22 protein-coding genes and 2 tRNA genes are annotated in these 18,246 nt (G+C 57.1%); 13 read left to right on the top strand and 11 right to left on the bottom strand.

The genetic code is table 11. The annotated features are described in order from the left end of the window. Positions 1–3 precede the first annotated feature (3 nt). From H8K03_11885 to folE, 8 genes are all read left to right on the top strand, one after another. Entirely contained in the window at positions 4–414 is a 411-nt protein-coding gene (locus tag H8K03_11885) for a hypothetical protein (GenBank protein UVT18533.1), read from the top strand. A 154-nt stretch (positions 415–568) separates the two neighbouring features. Beyond that, a complete protein-coding gene (gene mdh, locus H8K03_11890; protein UVT22459.1) occupies positions 569–1,507 on the top strand; it encodes a malate dehydrogenase in 939 nt (312 codons plus the stop codon). Positions 1,508–1,719: 212 nt separating this feature from the next. After that, on the top strand, positions 1,720–2,241 hold the full coding sequence (locus H8K03_11895) for a urate hydroxylase PuuD (protein UVT22460.1): 522 nt from the start codon (positions 1,720–1,722) through the stop codon (positions 2,239–2,241). A gap of 213 nt (positions 2,242–2,454) precedes the next feature. Beyond that, entirely contained in the window at positions 2,455–3,759 is a 1,305-nt protein-coding gene (nuoF, locus tag H8K03_11900) for an NADH-quinone oxidoreductase subunit NuoF (protein ID UVT18534.1), read from the top strand. Between the two features lie 8 nt (positions 3,760–3,767). Further along, positions 3,768–4,130 (top strand): (2Fe-2S)-binding protein, encoded by a 363-nt coding sequence (locus tag H8K03_11905; GenBank protein UVT18535.1) that lies wholly within the window; start codon positions 3,768–3,770, stop codon positions 4,128–4,130. Between the two features lie 50 nt (positions 4,131–4,180). After that, positions 4,181–4,501, top strand: a complete 321-nt coding sequence (gene erpA, locus H8K03_11910; protein UVT18536.1) for an iron-sulfur cluster insertion protein ErpA — start codon at positions 4,181–4,183, stop codon at positions 4,499–4,501. 125 nt (positions 4,502–4,626) lie between these two features. Then, positions 4,627–5,016 carry a 6-carboxytetrahydropterin synthase gene (locus tag H8K03_11915; protein ID UVT22461.1) on the top strand — a complete coding sequence of 130 codons (390 nt, stop codon included), beginning with the start codon at positions 4,627–4,629 and terminating at the stop codon, positions 5,014–5,016. Between the two features lie 122 nt (positions 5,017–5,138). Further along, the gene (gene folE / locus H8K03_11920; protein ID UVT22462.1) at positions 5,139–5,681 is read left to right on the top strand and encodes a GTP cyclohydrolase I FolE; all 543 of its coding nucleotides are present in this window, start codon (positions 5,139–5,141) and stop codon (positions 5,679–5,681) included. Positions 5,682–5,711: 30 nt separating this feature from the next. On the opposite strand, the gene H8K03_11925 is transcribed toward folE, so the two are convergent. Then, entirely contained in the window at positions 5,712–6,539 is an 828-nt protein-coding gene (locus tag H8K03_11925; protein ID UVT18537.1) for an alpha/beta fold hydrolase, read from the bottom strand. Positions 6,540–6,619: 80 nt separating this feature from the next. Here H8K03_11925 and H8K03_11930 point away from each other — a divergent pair, with 80 nt between their 5' ends. Together H8K03_11930 and H8K03_11935 are read left to right on the top strand one after the other, a co-directional pair. Next, entirely contained in the window at positions 6,620–7,915 is a 1,296-nt protein-coding gene (locus H8K03_11930; GenBank protein UVT18538.1) for a replication-associated recombination protein A, read from the top strand. A 49-nt stretch (positions 7,916–7,964) separates the two neighbouring features. Next, positions 7,965–8,357, top strand: a complete 393-nt coding sequence (locus H8K03_11935) for a PilZ domain-containing protein (protein ID UVT18539.1) — start codon at positions 7,965–7,967, stop codon at positions 8,355–8,357. Positions 8,358–8,486: 129 nt separating this feature from the next. Here H8K03_11935 and H8K03_11940 read toward each other — a convergent pair whose 3' ends face one another. Further along, positions 8,487–10,328 (bottom strand): ABC-F family ATP-binding cassette domain-containing protein, encoded by a 1,842-nt coding sequence (locus H8K03_11940; protein ID UVT18540.1) that lies wholly within the window; start codon positions 10,326–10,328, stop codon positions 8,487–8,489. Positions 10,329–10,681: 353 nt separating this feature from the next. Then, positions 10,682–10,757, bottom strand: a tRNA-Ala gene (locus H8K03_11945). A gap of 263 nt (positions 10,758–11,020) precedes the next feature. Between H8K03_11945 and H8K03_11950 the strand changes: the two genes are divergently transcribed. Further along, positions 11,021–12,337 (top strand): adenylosuccinate synthase, encoded by a 1,317-nt coding sequence (locus H8K03_11950; protein UVT22463.1) that lies wholly within the window; start codon positions 11,021–11,023, stop codon positions 12,335–12,337. Between the two features lie 79 nt (positions 12,338–12,416). Then, positions 12,417–12,492: transfer RNA gene (locus tag H8K03_11955), tRNA-Lys, on the top strand. 52 nt (positions 12,493–12,544) lie between these two features. Here the strand turns inward: H8K03_11955 and H8K03_11960 are convergent. Continuing rightward, positions 12,545–13,594 (bottom strand): site-specific integrase, encoded by a 1,050-nt coding sequence (locus H8K03_11960; protein UVT18541.1) that lies wholly within the window; start codon positions 13,592–13,594, stop codon positions 12,545–12,547. After that, positions 13,575–13,892: a helix-turn-helix domain-containing protein gene (locus tag H8K03_11965; protein ID UVT18542.1), complete on the bottom strand. Its 318-nt coding sequence runs from the start codon at positions 13,890–13,892 to the stop codon at positions 13,575–13,577. The genes H8K03_11960 and H8K03_11965 overlap by 20 nt, the downstream gene beginning before the upstream one ends. Positions 13,893–14,151: 259 nt before the next feature. Here H8K03_11965 and H8K03_11970 point away from each other — a divergent pair, with 259 nt between their 5' ends. Beyond that, positions 14,152–14,658 carry a JAB domain-containing protein gene (locus H8K03_11970; protein UVT18543.1) on the top strand — a complete coding sequence of 169 codons (507 nt, stop codon included), beginning with the start codon at positions 14,152–14,154 and terminating at the stop codon, positions 14,656–14,658. Between the two features lie 3 nt (positions 14,659–14,661). Here the strand turns inward: H8K03_11970 and H8K03_11975 are convergent, their stop codons facing one another. From H8K03_11975 to H8K03_12000, 6 genes are all read right to left on the bottom strand, one after another. After that, the gene (locus H8K03_11975) at positions 14,662–14,847 is read right to left on the bottom strand and encodes a hypothetical protein (protein ID UVT18544.1); all 186 of its coding nucleotides are present in this window, start codon (positions 14,845–14,847) and stop codon (positions 14,662–14,664) included. A gap of 42 nt (positions 14,848–14,889) precedes the next feature. Continuing rightward, entirely contained in the window at positions 14,890–15,099 is a 210-nt protein-coding gene (locus tag H8K03_11980) for a hypothetical protein (protein ID UVT18545.1), read from the bottom strand. Positions 15,100–15,208: 109 nt separating this feature from the next. Continuing rightward, positions 15,209–16,357, bottom strand: coding sequence for a hypothetical protein (locus H8K03_11985; GenBank protein ID UVT18546.1), 1,149 nt, complete (start codon positions 16,355–16,357; stop codon positions 15,209–15,211). Continuing rightward, positions 16,354–16,629 (bottom strand): DUF2523 domain-containing protein, encoded by a 276-nt coding sequence (locus tag H8K03_11990; protein ID UVT18547.1) that lies wholly within the window; start codon positions 16,627–16,629, stop codon positions 16,354–16,356. Before H8K03_11990 ends, H8K03_11985 begins: the two co-directional genes overlap by 4 nt. Positions 16,630–16,632: 3 nt before the next feature. Beyond that, positions 16,633–17,886, bottom strand: coding sequence for a hypothetical protein (locus H8K03_11995; GenBank protein UVT18548.1), 1,254 nt, complete (start codon positions 17,884–17,886; stop codon positions 16,633–16,635). A 56-nt stretch (positions 17,887–17,942) separates the two neighbouring features. After that, positions 17,943–18,233, bottom strand: coding sequence for a hypothetical protein (locus tag H8K03_12000; protein ID UVT18549.1), 291 nt, complete (start codon positions 18,231–18,233; stop codon positions 17,943–17,945). Positions 18,234–18,246: the final 13 nt, after the last annotated feature.

The raw sequence follows: 18,246 nt of genomic DNA on the forward strand, positions 1-18,246 counted from the left end.
CGTATGACCAACTCGATTGGAAAGCCGATGGTCCCCGCATGGTTGTATAAGCTCTTCACGGGGCATCAATATCCCTATGTCCGCCGATCAGCCAAGTTTGGACAGGTGATGAAACCCGGTGAAGATCGGCCGGAACCGACGAAGGAGATGATCGAGGCAAAATTCTGGGAAATCTATCCGCGTTGCCGGGTAAAAGTGCTGCAAGAAGTCAAAGAGGGTATGATCGTGGTCTTTCATGACCTGGGTGAGTATCCTCCAGGTGGCTTTCAAGAACTCGTCGACAATCCGGAGGAATTTCTCGCAAGAACCTTCGGCAAGAAGAAGATCAAGGTCAATTTCTATGACGACGAGAATTTCGTCTGTACGATCAACTTCAAAGTTGGGGGCTGGACCGAACACGAGGGTGGGCATTGACGGTTTCAGAATGTCCTGTGTGCTCGCGCACCGCGCACGCTCGTTCATCGGATCTGACACTATGGGCGGTGCTCGGTGCATGCGCGCAATGAAAGACATCCCGAGACCGTCGGCTAGGTGGACGAAGAAAAGAACATAGGATTGAGGTGAGATGATGGCACGACCGAAAATCACGGTGGTAGGCGCGGGAAACGTCGGAGGGACGACAGCGCAGCGGTTGGCGGAGAAGAATCTCTACGACGTGGTGCTGGTCGATATTGTCCATGGGGTCCCGCAGGGAAAGGCGCTCGATATTTCCCAAGCGGGGCCGGTTTGCGGGTATGACACGCGTGTAGTCGGCACCAACGATTACACGGACACCGCTGGATCTTCCATCGCCGTCATCACGTCCGGCATGCCGAGAAAGCCGGGCATGAGTCGCGACGAATTGTTGGCGACGAATGCGAAGATCGTGAAATCCGTCGTCTCGGAATTAGTGTCCCGCTCGCCGGACATCATCCTCATCCTCGTGACCAATCCCTTAGATGCCATGGTCCATGTGGCGCGCCGTGTCAGCGGTCTTCCCAAATCGAAAATCATCGGAATGGCCGGCGTCTTGGACTCGGCGAGAATGCGGACCTTCATCGCCGCCGAGCTGGATGTGTCCGTGACGGACGTCCAGGCGATGGTATTGGGGGGGCACGGCGACACGATGGTGCCGCTGCCGCGGTATACGACCGTGAAAGGAAGACCGGTGTCTGAACTCATGTCGAAAGAGAAGCTGGATGCCATCGTCAAGCGAACGCGCGATGGAGGGGCCGAAATCGTCGGCTTGTTGAAAACAGGCAGTGCGTTCTATGCGCCGTCCGCCTCGGCCGTGGCTATGGTTGAGGCCATCCACAAGGACCAGAAGCAGGTAATGCCCTGCGCGGTGCTGTGCGATGGTGAGTATGGACTGAAAGATGTGGTGGTTGGGGTTCCGGTCAAGGTCGGACAGGGCGGAGCGGAACAGGTTCTCGAATACGAACTGACGGGTGACGAACGAACGGCGTTGGAAACCTCGGCCAGTGCGGTACGGGACCTTTGTCACACCGTCGACCGGCTGATGAGCTAGGATAACTATCACGCATCCTTTCATTCAAAAGCGGCAATACGGGCACGCGTCGCGACGACGAGGCCGTTCGTCCGCTTGACATTCGGAGAAACGCTGCAGTACAGACATCGGATTAGACAGTCAACCGTTGGAGGAGAGAGGGAGCTATGAAATTTCTTGAAGATCCGATGCAGACGATGTGGGTTGGATTTGGCCTCACCGTCGTATTGATAATGATATATCTGGGCTTAACCGGCATTGGCGCGGGTGAAGCCGAGTGGGCCTCCTTGATCCTTCGTTGGGTTCACTTCCTGGCCGGGATCACGTGGATCGGGCTTCTCTATTTCTTCAACTTGATCAATGCCGCCTTCTTGAAAAGCCTGGATGGGCCGACCAAGAATATCGTGATTCCGAAACTCATGCCGGCGGCGCTCAATTGGTTCCGGCATGGAGCCACCGTGACCGTGATCGCCGGTGTGTTGCTGTACGGCCACATGTATCACAAAGGCGGAACGGGAGCCGTGGCTTTGGCGATCGGTGGGCTGCTCGGTATCATCATGATGGGTAATGTCCATGGGATTATCTGGCCGAACCAGAAGAAGATTATTGCCGCAGTCAACGCAGCGGCGCAGGGGACGCCGGCACCGCCCGAGATGGCTCAATGGGGACGGACCGCATTGCTGGCCTCTCGTGTGAATTTCATGCTCTCGATTCCCATGCTGTTTTTCATGGGAGCCGGCAGCCATTTTCGCTAAGAACTCGGTTCGCCGGTGAGCCTGGCTCACCGGCGAAGGTTTCCGTCGCAACCTGCATACTGCTCCTCTGCCCTCTATGCCCAGCCTCGGACTAGGCCCCCTAGGCCTAACTGCTTGAGATTCAGGCCCATTTGAGGCCACTTGCCTTGACGGATGAAGAGATAGAGCCGTATAGTACGGCCTTAACCTTGAGAACCTATAGATAGGTCAGCTATGCCTGCGGCTGCGGAACCACGCCTTGTCCAACAGATGGAGGGTGCCCCCTGGGAGATCGAGGGGTATCTCAAAGTCGGTGGCTATGAAGCCTGGAAGCGGTGTGTCAAAGAGTTGAAAGCTTCGCAAGTGATTGATGAGCTGAAGAAGTCCGGCTTGCGGGGAAGAGGTGGTGCAGGGTTTCCCACGGGAATCAAATGGGACAAGGTCCTCAACCATCGAGTCAAAGAGCGCTATTTCGTCTGTAATGCCGGCGAACACGAACCGGGTACATTTAAGGATCGCCATCTCTTGAAGACGTTGCCGCACCAATTGATCGAAGGTTGTCTGATCGCCTCCTACACAGTGCAGGCGAAAGCGTCCTTTATCTATGTGAATCATGAGTACCATGAAGAGCGGAAAAATTTGAAGCAAGCCTTGGCTCAGGCGAAAGATCAGGGACTCCTCGGAAAGAACGTGTTTGGCAGCGGGGTCGATATCGAGCTGGAAGTCTTTGAGGGCCATGGAAGCTACGTGGCCGGTGAAGAGACTGCCATGTTAGAGTCGATGCAAGGCCGTCCGGCGATGCCACGGCAGAAACCGCCGTTCTATCCGACGGATTTCGGCCTCTATGGCAAGCCGACCCTCGTCAATAACGTTGAGACGTTATGCAATATTCCCCGGATTCTCTACAAAGGCGCCGGGTGGTTCACCCAAGTTGGAACGGAAAAATGTCCGGGCACCATGATGTTTTCGCTGAGCGGAGCGATCAATCGGCCGGGTGTGTACGAGATGCCGATGGGCGTGACGATTCGAGATCTGATCGAACAATGTGGCGGGGGTGTTCCCGATGGCCGCAAGATCAAGGCGGTCTTTCCCGGTGGCCCGGCGTTCTCAATGGTAACGGCGGACCAGCTCGACCTTCCCATGGACTTCGATTCGTTGAAGAAAGCGGGTACGGGTTTAGGATCGGCCGGCGTGATCGTTGTCGACGATGCGACGTGCATGGTGGCTAAGACGCTGCACTTTTCCGATTTTTTCAAGGACGAGAGTTGCGGCCAGTGTCCCCCCTGCCGCATGGGGACGATCAACTTGGCTGCACTGATGAAGAAAATTGAAGAGGGGCAGGGCACTGAAAAAGACCTGGACAGTCTTCTCCAGCTCTGTGGTTTCGTCAAAGGGACAGGATACTGTACCCTCGTGACCGGTGCATCGGTCTTGGTGCAAAGCAGTCTGAAGTTATTCCGTCGCGAATATGAAGAGCATATTCGCCTGCAGCGCTGTCCCTATCAGCAAGCACCGGCCGCGATTGGTGCTCATTCCTAGGAGGAGTGATGCCGCGAGTGACTTTCCTTCATTCGGACGGGCGAAGCGGCGAAGTGGACGCGAACATTTCGCTCCTTGATGCGGCAAAAGAAGTAGGTTTTCGGTTGAACCACGACTGCGGAGGGAATGCGTCCTGCACCACCTGCCGTGTGGAGGTTCAGATGGGGCACGAGCATCTTTCGGAGATCGATTTCGACGAGCAAGACCTGCTGGATCGGGAAGCGTTGACTGAACCATGGCACCGCCTGGCATGCCAGGCACGTGTCTTGGGGGATGTCGTCGTGCGCGTACCCGAAGCCAAATGGGAAAATCCAACGACAGCGACGACAGAGGCGGTGGGGTTGATATTCGATAAAGAGGTGTTAGACTAACAATCTAGCCTGTTGATGCGGGCTGGACCGATCCATAGAGGAGGAAAACGATGGTTACGATTACACAGGTTGCGGAGCAGAAGATCCGAGAGTTGATGGCCGAGGAAAAGGACGTGGTGGGGCTACGGGTGTACGTTCGTGGTGGCGGGTGCCATGGCTACCAGTACGGGATGGCGTTTGAGTCCAAGATGGCCGAAGACGATACGGTTATAGAGATGGGCGATGTGAAGGTCATCATGGACTCTCAGAGCGCTCCCCTGCTGCAAGGCGCGGAAGTCGACTACGTGGACAGCGTGCAGGGTTCGGGCTTCTCGATCAAGAATCCTCAGGCCAAAACGACGTGCGGCTGCGGCAGCTCGTTTAGCGCGTAAACATCGCCACGGGATCGCTGTAGGAAGTCGGCAATGAACCTCCAGGTTGGGACCGCTCATCTTATGAGCGGTCCCAACTGTTTACTCCACCCCAAGAGACAGACGATCCAATGTCACAGGTAGATGTGACAAGGCGTTATCGGTTTTGCGCCGCCCATAGACTTCACACTGACCTCCTTTCGGCCGAAGAGAATTGGGCCGCCTTCGGAAAATGTAATAATCCGAACGGTCATGGGCATAACTATGTGGTGCTGGTCACGATTAAGAGCGGAGCGGCGCATGAAGCCTGCGACCTTGACCGGCTCGACCGGGTAGTCAACGAGAGAGTCGTCAACCGCTTCGATCATTTGGACCTCAATCGTGACCCCGCGTTTGCCGAACTCACCACAACCGGGGAGAACATCGTCAAACTCATTTGGGACATCCTGAATCCGCTCTTGCCTCACGGCTGTCTCCAGAAGGTCGGTGTCATCGAGACAAGGGACAACTACTTTGAATATGCCGGCGTCATCTAAATCGACGGGGGAGTGCAGTGCGTAAGCCACGGAAGAAAGAGACAGGACGGGAATCGCTGGAAGACACCAGTGGGAGTGGAAAGCCCGCAGATCTGCCGGTGCTTCAATCCCTGGTCACGGAAATGCTGCTCGCCTTGGGGGAAAAACCGAGTCGTAACGGTCTGCTCAAAACGCCGGAGCGTGTAGCCAAGGCGCTGGCCTTTATGACACAGGGCTATCAGCGCAATATCGACCAGCTGCTGAACGGAGCCCTGTTCCCGATCGAATACGACGAGATGGTCATCGTCAAAGACATCGATTTCTTCAGTATGTGTGAGCATCACCTGCTCCCGTTTTTTGGCAGAGTCCATGTCGGCTATTTACCCAACAAGAAAGTCGTCGGCCTTAGTAAGATCCCTAGAATTGTCGATACCTTTTCGAGGCGATTACAAGTGCAGGAACGGCTGACGGTCCAGATCGCCGAAACCTTAAATACCAAGCTGAATGCGAATGGTGTCGGTGTCGTCGTCGAAGCGCGCCATCTCTGCATGATGATGCGCGGAGTGGAAAAACAAAACACGATCGCCGTCACCAGCTCCATGTTGGGAGCCTTCCGCAGTCAATCACAGACGCGTGAAGAGTTTCTCAAGTTGATTCGCCACGGCAGCGTCGGCGATCCAGACTGATTGCTCGGCGGTCGCCTGCCCCTGTCCCGTTTATCTGGTTGCATTCAACACAAAAGAGCGGACCGCTTCATTGAATGCGCCTGGCTGTTCCAGGTTCGAGAGATGGGCGGCTTGTGGAATGACGGTCAGGCGGGCATTGGAAATCTTGTCTGCCATAAGTTGAGCGTCGGATGGCGGAGTAGGAAGGTCCAGTTCACCGACGATAATATGAGCCGGACAGGCGATGTGGTTTAGAAGCGGTAGCGAATCGGCTCGCGCAGCCATGGCCATCAAATCCCCGGCAATGCCGCTGACTTGATTGCCTTCGATCATTGTGCGCACCTGCTGAACAAGCTCCGGTCTCGTCCGGATCGTGGCCGGGCTCAGCAGTTTTGGAACCATGATGTCGGCAACAGCACGTGGCCCCTGCGTATACGCAACCTGAGCCATCTCAAACCGCGCGTGCTTCCCTTCATCGGTATCTGCCTGGGCCTTCGTGTCGGCCAACACCATTGCTTTCACACGGTCGGCATATTTGCGATAGAACGCGAAGAGAATGTAGCCTCCCATGGACAGTCCGACGAAGACCGCCTGCTGGATGGACAGGTGGTCAAGCACACCTCGCACATCATCGGCGGCTTGGTCGAGGGTGTAGTGCCACAGTGGGGCATCGGATTCGCCATGCCCGCGCAGGTCGATGGTGATGATCCGAAACTGCGGAGCGAGCGCGGTTTCTTGTGGAGCCCACATCATCCGGCTGAGGGGAAAGGCATGGAGAAATACGATCGGGACTCCACGCCCCTGCTCCTGATACGCGATCGAAATACCGTTGATCTTGGCTTGCACAAGCGGCTCCGTGACCGGGGCTGTTCGTAGCATCGACGGCGATCGAGGGTCAAGAGCCTGTTTGCGCCACGGGCCACCGGTGTATACAATCCATTGGTTGCAAGGAGTCTGTGATGCCACTGTCACATGATCCAGGGCCTGATCTGTTCACCGCGTCCGTGCCGCGGAGCCAACTGGCGGCTCCGCTGGCGGAACGGATGCGTCCCCAAAACTTTAACGACTTTGTCGGGCAGGACGACATTGTCGGGCGGGATCGTGCCTTACGAAAAGCGATTGAGTCCGACCGATTGTCTTCCGTGATTTTCTGGGGACCGCCGGGATCGGGGAAAACCACTCTCGCACACCTGATCGCCCGACACACCAAGTCTCACTTCGTCGCATTTTCAGCGGTGACCGGGGGCATTCCTGAGCTGCGCGAGATCATCAAGACCGCTGAACATCGGCTGGCCATACAGCAACAAAAAACCGTCCTGTTCGTCGATGAAATCCATCGTTTCAATAAGGCGCAACAGGATGCGTTTCTCCCGCATGTGGAGCGTGGGACGGTGGTTTTGGTCGGCGCCACCACAGAGAATCCTTCCTTTGAGGTCATCAGTCCTCTGTTGTCTCGCTCCCTGGTCGTGGTGCTCAAGCCTCTGGACGGCGCGGCATTGGAGCAGATCATGAATCGCGCGTTGGAGGACCGGACCGTTGGAGTGGGGGGAAAGCATGTTCGCTGCTCACGCGAGGCTGGACAGCGATTGATAGCGTTCGGCAACGGAGATGCCCGAGTCCTTCTGACCGCGTTGGAATTCATTGTCGAGCAGTGCGAGGCGGGACCGGATGGGATAAGAGAGATCGATGTACAGGCCGTCGATGCAGGATTGCGGACAAAAGCGTTGCGCTACGACAAGTCAGGAGAAGAGCACTACAACCTGATCTCGGCCTACATTAAAAGCCTTCGCGATTCAGATCCCGACGGGGCGCTCTACTGGTTGGCTCGGATGCTGGACGCCGGCGAAGATCCAAAATTCATCGCCCGGCGGATGGTGATCTTTGCTTCCGAGGATATCGGCAATGCAGATCCGTCGGCCTTGGTCGTCGCCACATCGATGGCGCACGCCGTCCAATTCGTCGGGCTCCCTGAGGCGCAGATCAATCTGGCTCATGGCACCACCTACCTCGCATCGCGCCCCAAGGACAACGCGTCCTACGTGGGTCTGCTGGAAGCCCTGAAGGATGCGAAAGCCCACGGTAACCTGGCGGTTCCGCTCCATCTCCGGAATGCCGTGACCGCGCTGATGAAGGAACTGGGTTATGGAACCGACTACCGTTATGTCCATGACGACCCACCGGCACGAACGGAGCAAACCCATTTGCCGCTGGCACTGAAGGATCGACGGTATTACCGCCCTAAGTCGCAAAAATAGGGCCAATTAGCCAGTTTACATTCCCGTCTAATCGGTTATACTTACATTTGTGAAGCGAACAGAAGGAAAACCATCGGCCGGTATGGTGGCGCTGAGCGAGCGGAGAAAATTTGTCCGTGCGACATTGGTCGGATCCGCGTTGGTGTCGCCGAAGAGCGGGGGGCGGGCCTGTACGGCGGTGTTGGACAATGTGAACAAGATCGGGGCCGGGCTTCACACGAAAGATCGATTCCCTCCGAACGAGAAAGTCACCGTGTCACTCGCGTTCCTGGATTCCGATCGAGTCGAACAACAGGAAAAGCTCGATGGAACCGTCGCCTGGGTGAGGCCGTGGGAAAAGAAAGGCTACCTGATCGGGGTGGTCTGGGATGAATTGGTGACCAAAGAGAAAAACCGCTGGCTCTATTACTATCTCGAAGAAACGCTCAAAGCCTCCGTCTAATAGGGCGTTGAACCTCCCATCAGCTTCGTTCTCGTTTCGTTCACATTCCTCGACGTCCCCAAAACAGTAGGCCTCGTCTCCTTGCTTACTGCGGCCTTGCGGTTCAGATGTCAGAACGCTCTACAAGAATCAACACAAGGCTCCCAGTTTTTGTTTTACTTCTTCTAGTTCTGCCGACAACGATTCCCAGCGCGCGGTCAGCCGTTCGAGATCGCGCTTCCAGTCATCCTGCTCCTGATGCAGGAGATTCCAACGGTCAAACTCAGCGTAGAGCTTCGGATCAGCCAGCTCCGCTTCGCGCGTTTTGAGCTTTGCCTCGGCCTCGGTAATCTCTGTCTCCGCCCGAGACACCTGCTTTTCCAAGCGTGCCTGTGTCTTGGTCAGATCGCGTCGTTCGCCTCCTCGCCCTTTGGGCTGAATCTGTTGAGCCATCGCACGGGTGGGGCCGGAAGCGCCGTGTTGCGGCGTCGGCTGGAGTTCCTCGCTCGTTTCCTTGATCGATTCGAACTCTTGAGCTTTCTTCCACAGATAATACTCGTAGTCACCGATGAAGTTGCGGGCCTGTCCCTCTTCGATTTCGACGACCCGGGTCGCGATGCGTGCCAGAAACGTCGGGTCATGGGAAATGAACACGATGGTGCCGGGGAATTCGGCCAGCGAGTCTGTCAGCACATCAACCGATGCGGGATCGAGATGATTCGTGGGCTCGTCGAGCAGCAGAGTATTGGCCGGCTCGACCAGCATGCGGGCTAGAGCCACTCGATTGCGTTCGCCGCCGCTCAGGGCCTTGATCGGCTTTTTCTGGTCCTGGCCTGAAAACAAGAATGCGCCGGCGATGCCCCGCAGGAAATTCATCTCCGCATGTTTGGTGACTTCTTCGAGCGATTCGAGAATCGAGTGCTCGGGGTTCAGGGTTTCCGCCTGATGCTGGGCGAAGTAGTGCAGGGTCACGCCATGTCCTACGGTCCGCGTACCCGTATCGGGAGGAAGCACGCCGGCGAGCATCTTCAAGAGGGTACTCTTTCCCGCGCCGTTTTCTCCCACCAGCGCGATCCGTTGGCCGCGCTCCACCGAAAAATCGAGCGTCTTGTAGACCACCTTTTCACCGTAGCGCTTACTGGCTCCGGCTAGGTCCAACACCTGACGGCCGCTGGTCGACGGGAGGGGAAATCGGAACTTGACCCGCTTCGGATCTCGCTGGATTTCAATCCGCTTGACCTTTTCGAGCTGTTTGAGGCGCGATTGAACCTGACTGGCCTTGTTGGCCTGGTACCGGAAGCGGTCGACGAACTTCTGCACCCGCGCGATCTCTTTGGTTTGCCGTGCTGCCGAGGCATGTAATTGGGCATCCCTTTCGGCTTTCAATTTGCGGAAGAGCGAATAGTTGCCGCGGTACTCTTCGATCTTATGATGCCGAAGTTCCCAGATGTGCGTGACCACGCGGTCCAGAAAGGCGGTGTCGTGGCTGATGATCAAGAGGGTCATGCCCGAATCGAGCAGAAACTGTTCGAACCAGCGCTGGGTCGGCTTATCCAAATGGTTGGTCGGCTCGTCGAGCATCAGCACGTCCGGGTTCGACAAGAGCAGGTGCGCCAGCGCGACGCGCATCCGGTAGCCTCCGGACAGTTTCTCGACGAGACGATCGAAGTCGACCTCCGTAAACCCGAGCCCCATCAGGATGCGCTTGGCTTCGTGCTCAGGGTATTCATCGCGATGCGCGGCATCCAGGACGGTCTTCCCCGTAATAGTTTCGAGTTCCTGCGGGAGGTAGCCGACCCGAAGGCGTGGCCGTTTACGGATCGAGCCTTCATCCGGTGATTCTTCCCCCAGGATCATGCGGAAGAGCGTGGTCTTGCCCGCGCCGTTAGGACCGACCAGGCCGACGCGTGAATTTGGGCGAAGATGCGCTGACGCCTCGGTGAGCAGCACCTTCGTAGAGTATTGCTTGCTGATGGATTCGACTTGGAGCATCGGCGCAAACCTTCCGTGTGAAATGGACTGACTGGATCAACCGAGACGAACTCAAATGACGTGACAGCTAGCAGGTCGGCAGGCGAGGCAAAGTAAGGAAATTAAACATGGCAACTATTCAAGAACCCAAATAGTACAACACCTAAGGTGTCTATCCGGCCGCGCAAGCGGTGAATCTTAAAAATACCAACGTGGGTTGAAGACTCTTTCCGATCGCGTCAATTACGATAAGACGAAACTTAGCGATCGGCTCAACCGATACATCGGCAAACTGCAAAGCACTTGTGGGTTCTATCCGTCGGCTCAATGACCAAAAACCAAAAAATAGCCGACGGTACACACGAAGTGCGGTTTGGTGGAGCTGGCCGGGATTGAACCGGCGACCTCGTGAATGCCATTCACGCGCGCTCCCAACTGCGCTACAGCCCCACCCGATTAGTCCCGAGAATCGAAAATGAATCGAAAAATCGAGGCGTTGAGAACGATTCCGGCCATGCTAACACGCAGATACAGGCCAGTCAAGAAAGCCCCGGCGGTTTTCCCCCTCAGTTGATCCAATAGAGGGGTCATGCGAGAGTGGCTTGACAAACGACAGGGCGACACCTACCATGAGCCGCCTTGGCTCTGATCTCCGAATCCGGTCAGAGCCATTTTTTCGTGCGGAAACAGGCTGGGAACTGGGAACTTCCACTATGGGGAATCTCGTCATCATCGGCGCGCAATGGGGCGATGAAGGCAAGGGCAAGATCGTCGATATCTTGGCTCGCGGTGCCGATTTTGTCGTGCGCTATCAAGGCGGGTCGAATGCCGGGCACACCGTCATCAATGAACGTGGGACCTACATTTTTCATCTCATCCCGTCGGGAATTTTGTACCGGGGGACGACCTGTGTCATTGGAAACGGTGTCGTCGTGGATCCCGGGTCTCTCATCGAAGAGATGGATCAGCTCCAGACCAAGGGCATCGCGATCCGTAAGAACTTCGTCATCAGCCAGCGGGCACACTTGATCCTTCCCTATCATAAGGCGATCGACCGGGCATCGGAACAGTCCAAAGGATCACGGAAGATCGGGACGACCGGCCGGGGGATTGGGCCGTCCTATGCCGACAAGATGGCACGGATCGGGATTCTGATGGGCGATTTGCTGAATCCCCCCTTGTTCAAGAAAAAACTTGCGGAGAATCTTGTCGAAATGAACTGGTTCTTAGAGAAACTCCATAAGGTCGAAACGTTTCAAGTCGACAAAGTCTTCCATCACTATATGGGTTATGCCGACCGGCTCAAGAGCCACATTGTCGACACGACCACGTTGCTGAACCGCGCGATCGAGAATAATAAGACGGTCTTGTTTGAAGGCGCTCAGGGCACGAATCTGGATGTGGACTTCGGCACCTATCCCTACGTTACTTCGTCGAGTGCTGCGGCCGGCGGAGCGTGCACCGGGACCGGTGTCGGTCCGACGATGATCGACGCGGTCATGGGCATTGCCAAGGCCTATTCCACCCGAGTCGGGAGTGGGCCGTTTCCGACCGAACTGACCGACGAGGTTGGACGGGGGCTCCAAGAGCGAGGGCGAGAGTTCGGATCGACGACGGGACGGGCGAGACGCTGCGGCTGGTATGACGCGGTCGTGGTGCGTCATGCGACACAGGTGAACGGACTCACCTCGCTGGCCGTCACCAAACTCGATGTGCTCGACGGCTGCAAAGAGTTGAAGCTCTGCATCGGCTACAGACATGGGGGCACCGTGTATAAGACCATGCCGGCCGATCTCGATGTCTTGACCAACTGCGTGCCGGTCTATCAACGGATGAAGGGGTGGACCAGCGCGACGACAGGAACGACCCGCTATACGCGACTCCCCGTGGAAGCAAAACGCTACGTGGCGCGCATCGAAGAGTTGGCGCAGTGCCGAATCGATATGATCTCGACCGGGTCCAAGCGCGCCGAGACGATCATCCTGCGTAACCCCTTGGACTGCTCCCGCCGCCGTCCCAAACGCCCCTGACAATTAGTCAATGGTCATGGGTGATTGGTCAATGCTATGATGCGGCTTGCGTTCTCGGCCGTTTTCAACATCCTGTAGTGAGCCGGTAGCTCAGTCGGTAGAGCATCGCCCTTTTAAGGCGAGGGCCCTGGGTTCGAGTCCCAGCCGGCTCACCACTAAAATCGAGCAGTTATAGTGGTGACCTTGCCCCATCCTACGTACTCATCCTTAGTACTGTGCTAAATTTGTGCTAACTGGGTCCTGCCGAACCTCATCGAGCACGTTCACACCGTCCCTCAAACTCTCCGGCGAATGATGCGCATAGCGTTGCGTCATCGTGCCGGTTTTGTGACCGAGCAGCCGTTGGACCTTGTACAGATCGATCCCTCGTTGGACGAGTCGCGTGGCGAACGTGTGCCGCATGTCGTGAAAGCGGAAATCGGGGATACCGGCCCGATCCCGCGCCTCACAGAATTCACGCACCAAGAACCGCACTTGAAGAGTATTACCCAACGGCGTCTTGAAGACCGGTCCGCGTGAAGCTCCTGTTGCGGCCTGTTTGGCGGCGAGCAGCTCATACACCGTGCTGTTCAGTGGAATGGTACGGCGTGTGCCGTTCTTGCTTTTCATCACCATGAGAGTCCCGCGTGTGAAATCTACATCCTGCCATTGCAGGTTGAGGATCTCCCCTTGCCGCATGCCAGTATTGAGTCCAAATCGGATCATCTCTTGTAGCCAGGGAGAAGAAGCGGCAAGGAGACGTTCCTCTTCATTGGCGGTCAGCCAACGATCCACTTCGTTCCGCACCTGCTCCAAGGAGACTCGATGCATCGGATTTTCTCGGCACCATTCCCATTCACGCATCGCCACGTTGAACGCATGACGCACGAGCTGCAGCTCTTTGTTAATCGTGGCGGGAGCTGCCTGCTCGTTTCGTCGCTGTATCTTATATGCGGCCAGCAATTTAGGCGCAATCTCCGCGAGGACCCTGTCCCCGAAGACCGGCAGGAGATGATTTAACGCGGTCCGGTCGCGCCCGTGACTCTTCGGAGCCTTGAGCACAGCCCGTTCCTCCATATATCGGTCCATCATCTCTTTGAACGTCCGATCCTCTTCCTCACGCCGCTCGAAAAATCGTCCCTCAGCAATTTGGACCTTCACTTTGCACAGGATCGATTCGGCCAGTCGTTTGTCCGTCGTCCCTGTGCTCCGACGAACCTGGCAACCTTGAAACATGAAACTCATCCACCAGACGTGATTACGCTTCACGAGCCCCATCGCACTCCTCCTTTCCGATGAGACTTGATTTCGGTCTGGTTTCCCCGTGGCGGGGATTATAGACAGCGCGCTTGGCTGCGGCAATGAGCCGGTCGATGTCAGTGGCCGCGCTTCGTGACGGCAGGTTTTTGATCTTGATTGGTTGGAATCGTGCCATCCACGCTTCGATCTCTTCCGGCCGGAATCGAATGAGTCCATGAATCCGTACACACGGTATCTTGCCGTGAGCTGCCCAGGCGTAGAGTGTCGAGGACTTGATTCGAAGTTGCTCTGCCAGCTCTTTTATTGTCAGAAGCATATGCACCAATCGGGGGAGTCTTGCGACACCCCATTCCCCCTCTCATGCGCCCGCGTCACCGCCGGCGAGGACCGAAGACTGAACCCCCAGTAGTGGCGGGCCATCGCTGAAGAGCAGCGGATCAGGCCCGAGCAGCCTCGGTCCTCTCTTCGCTGTCCAGGCCTGCCCACTGCGAGAGCGCTGTGCCCTCATCCTCCTTGTCTGTCCCACCCCCTGGTTTGTGCGGGGTGGGACAACAATTCCTTCAAGGAGGATTCGGATGAGTCAAGACGCAGAACACATTCCCGTCAGGTCGAAACGTCTGATGAAGGCCAGTCGGCCAGCGTTGCTCTATCGAGCCCCTCGGTATCGCGTCACCTTGGTCTGTGAGACGGAGGGGACGGGATCGGCCCAACCCATCAGGGATTCGACCACGGCAGCGACGTTGTTCCAACCCTGTTTCGAAGGCCTCGATCGTGAACACTTCGTGGTTTGTGGGCTGGATGCCAAGCACCATGTCATCGGAATCAATGTGGTCTCGGTCGGGTCCTTGTCGCTCTCGATCGTCCATCCGCGTGAGGTCTTCAAGCCGTTGATTGTGATGAATGCAGCTGCATGGCTCTGTGCCCATAACCATCCCTCGGGAGATACCACGCCCAGTCAAGAAGATCGGCTCTTGACGAAGCGACTGCGCGAGGCCGGGGAGCTGTTGGGGATCACGCTATTGGATCATCTCATCCTTGGCGAGGCGCGACAGTTCAGCTTTGCCGATGAGGGCTGGCCGTGAGTTCTAGCCTCGAAGTAACCGCAAAACCCACAGAACCGCTGATGCGGTGAGCGCGATCCCGATGACTGCCGCCCCCCAGCCAATGATGTCCGCGGCCAAGGCATTGCCGAGTTGCTGGAGATCCGATGCGACCGATGCCCAGGCCATTGACGGGTCCTCCTGTTCTTTCTCCTCTTGTTCCTCTCTCACCGAGCAGCTCCTGCCACGCGTTGCAGGAGCTACCCCTCCGCCTTAGCGAACCAAGGATTTGACTCGCTTGTAGGCGTAGATCGTGAGCGCCACGCCGATGAACACCACCCCCCAGGCCACAATATCAGCCTTGACGTTGGAGATGGTCGTGGTGCTCGCTGTGTCCACCGGGAACACTTGCGCCAGCGCCGTCTGCGCGCTGAGCACCGTCCCGAGAACCGCTACTGAGAAACGAGATAGTGACGTCTTCATGTGCCTCACCTCCTTTCTGGGCTCTGATTACTGCGTCAGCAAGAGACGAATGATTATGCCGACCGTGAAGCCCCCGAGATAACAGGCCGCCGCCCAAAAGACGGCGGCATCAATCGCCGCTTGATCCATCGCACACCCGTTCCTGGTTATCGACGCCGATACATTTCACATCCGATTTCTCTTCGTGGTGCTGGAACAGCGGAGAGGCTTTGGCCGCGGCTTCGTCGAGTGGTTGACGCTCCAGCACCTGCACGATCGCGCGCGGATTCTCTTCGCCGCCCCACAGAATCCGGTCAGATACCAAGGTCGGGACGCCCTTGATGATCTGCTCTGTGACCGGCGCGCCCACCAGAGCGGCAATCTGTCCGGCTGTGAGGATGCGGCCTTGGGCATCAACCCAGTAGGCCTTGCCGTCCATCACCATTCCACCTTCAATGCGTAAGCGGTCTTGATTCATGGATGTGGTACCGGTGGCTGGTGGTGGGGCATGCGGATCGGTTACGACTGGGCTCTCTGCTCGTTTCAGGAGAACAGGACTGGTTTCAATTGTTGGAGATGGTGTCTTCGAAGCTTCCGGCTTCGCCGTGCCGGAGAACCAGGTGCCCCATCCGATGAAACCCAAGGCCCCGACCAGTCCGAGTACTCCGATCATCAGCAACGGACTCGACAACACCGTTTTCATCCGTCGTTCCTCTCGGATGCCGCCCGTCGCATAACTGGAATAATAGGCATAGATTTTCGGGTCATACTTCCCAATCAGCGTTCGAATCACTTCCGTCTCTTCTGGATTCCCGCGGACGAAGCCCTGAAACCGGCGGGTCATCCCGAATCGTTCCATGCGCCGAAACTTGATCGTGCTCTCGACCAACCGTGTGACGCTGGAGGTCAATTGCCGGTAGTCCTGTGCCATGAGAAGCAGATCCACGCCGTAATGGCGATGGGTTTCGAGCCAGCGGAGGATGTCACCGGGAATCTTCTCTTTCGCCCGAAAGATGGTCTGCGCCTCGTCCAGGCAGATCGCCGAGCCTGGCTCGACGGTCGGCAAGAGCGAGGGGATCTGAGCCCGATCGTGCCAGAGCGTGATCTGATTCTTCAGATCCGATAAAGGACGCCCTTCGAATAGCGCGAGCCGATCCAGATAGAGGCCGTCTACCGCGACATAGAGCCGGCGTCCAGCCCGAAGCCACGGCAGCAGGTAGTCCGCCACCGCGTAATAGGATTTTCCACTGCCGGGCGTTCCTTCCAACAACGTGATCATGAGCCCCACCGGACAAATGGGATCGCTTGCAAGGTAAACCGTACCAACATGGCTGAGGCGATGATACCCATGGCCTGACTCATCCCGGTCGCACCTAGAATCCATGTGTATTGCACAGGGATGATGGGCGCACTCAGGGAACCGGTGCCGAGTGACGCCAGCAGGCTGTCAGCAACTCCGAGAACTGAATCCCAGCCGCTTTTCCAGACATCTGTAAACGACAAAATCATGTCGAGCAGAAAGCAATAGATCAGGTTCAGCAACGCGGTCATGGGTTATCCATTTCCCACAAAGATGATGCGATAGGCGGCGAAGCCGGCCCCGGCGATGACAATGGCGCGAAGCGCCAGAAACATCGCGGACCAGTCGTTGAAGTTGACCGCGAACGTGCCGAACTGCGTAGAGGTCCAGGTAATCGTGGGCAGGTCTGCGGGCCACGTGAGGGATTGCAGGAGCGCTAATTGCCCCGCAATGCCGGAACCTCTCCAGATCGTGAGATGCTCCTGGAAAATGGCTCCGAAAGACCGTAGCTCATGATCCCCCGTTGAACACTGTACGGTGGTGCTGCTGTCGTCTTGCGTCGTGGTCGAGCCATCGGGATTGGTGGTGGTCGTGCTCGTCGTCGTGGTTTGCTGCGTCGTGGTCGAGGTGGTTTGGGTGCCGGCAGGGGGCGTGGCATTCGGATCGATCATGACACTGTCGTCGGGCACCTGATTGGAGGGCACCACGGTGGTGGGCGCATCGCTCGGCGTCACGGGATCGTTAATAACCGTCGTGGCGTCCGTGGCCGATTGCCCTGACCCGACCGGTGTCGTATTGGCTGTCGGACTGTTCGGTCCGGTCGGGTTCTCGTTCCAGTAGTCTTGAATGTCTTGTGCGGTAGCGGGTTGCGGCTCATTTTGCTGGGAGGGATTTGGGTTCCAGGGATAGCGGAACGCCAGACAGGTTTGCGGTGCTTGCGCGCTGTACCAGCCGTTCCAACCAGCTGGGGGATCGCCGACCATGGCGAGCTTGCACCCAATCCCGCCAGGCGTCGGTGTCGGAACGGTGAGGTATTCCACCCAATTGGTCATGCACTCAGGAGCACCCGGGCATTGACGGATCTCAGCGCCTCCAGGCTCAGGATAGCCTTCGATGTCCGGGGCTCCGGGTGTCGCCGAGGCCGCCTTGATGTCCTGCACTTGCTGCGCATTCAAATGCATCTGGGCCAGGACCAGGCCGGCCGCAATGGCCAGACCGGGCCATCCCGTGGCCGCCGTGATGGTCCGCACGGCGATCGAGGTGCCAGGGTTTGCGAGCGCAATGGCTTGCGCAGCGGCTCCGGCCTGTGCCGCCTGGCGGGCCAACATCATCGTGTGGAATTGCGTGGCGGTCATGATCCGGCTGTAGCCCGTGGCCGCGAAGGCGAGGTGCGGCCAGAGGCACAGAGCCACCGCCACGCAGTACAGGACGATGGCATAGCTGCTGAGGGCTAGAGTCGCCCGGAGAGCACACCGGTCAAGAAACAGGCGAGGAAGAACATAAGCCATGTGAGTTGTTGCTCCAACGTCAGATCGGTGAAGATCATCAGCGTTCGCGTCCGTCGTTACTTACCTTGCGGACTGTGCGATGCGCTTTGAGTGATCGGTTGATAGCCCGTCACATCTAAGAAGCGTTGGCCTTTGAATTCCCGGAGATTGACCGTGACCTGCGCCGCTTTCATCTTGTTGGCCTCCATGAGCTTATAGAGCGACTCATGGTCTTCCGAGATACTAGCCTCCAATGTGGTCGTATCCTCCTCGAAATAAAGCACGGCGTTGCGGAAGGTCCGTTTCCCATCCTGGCTCGGTCTCGACTTGACGCCCATCACGACACAGGTCCCTATGAACTTTGACATGTGATTCCCTCCT

It is taken from the genome of Nitrospira sp. (assembly GCA_024760545.1).
GTDB lineage: Bacteria > Nitrospirota > Nitrospiria > Nitrospirales > Nitrospiraceae > Nitrospira_D.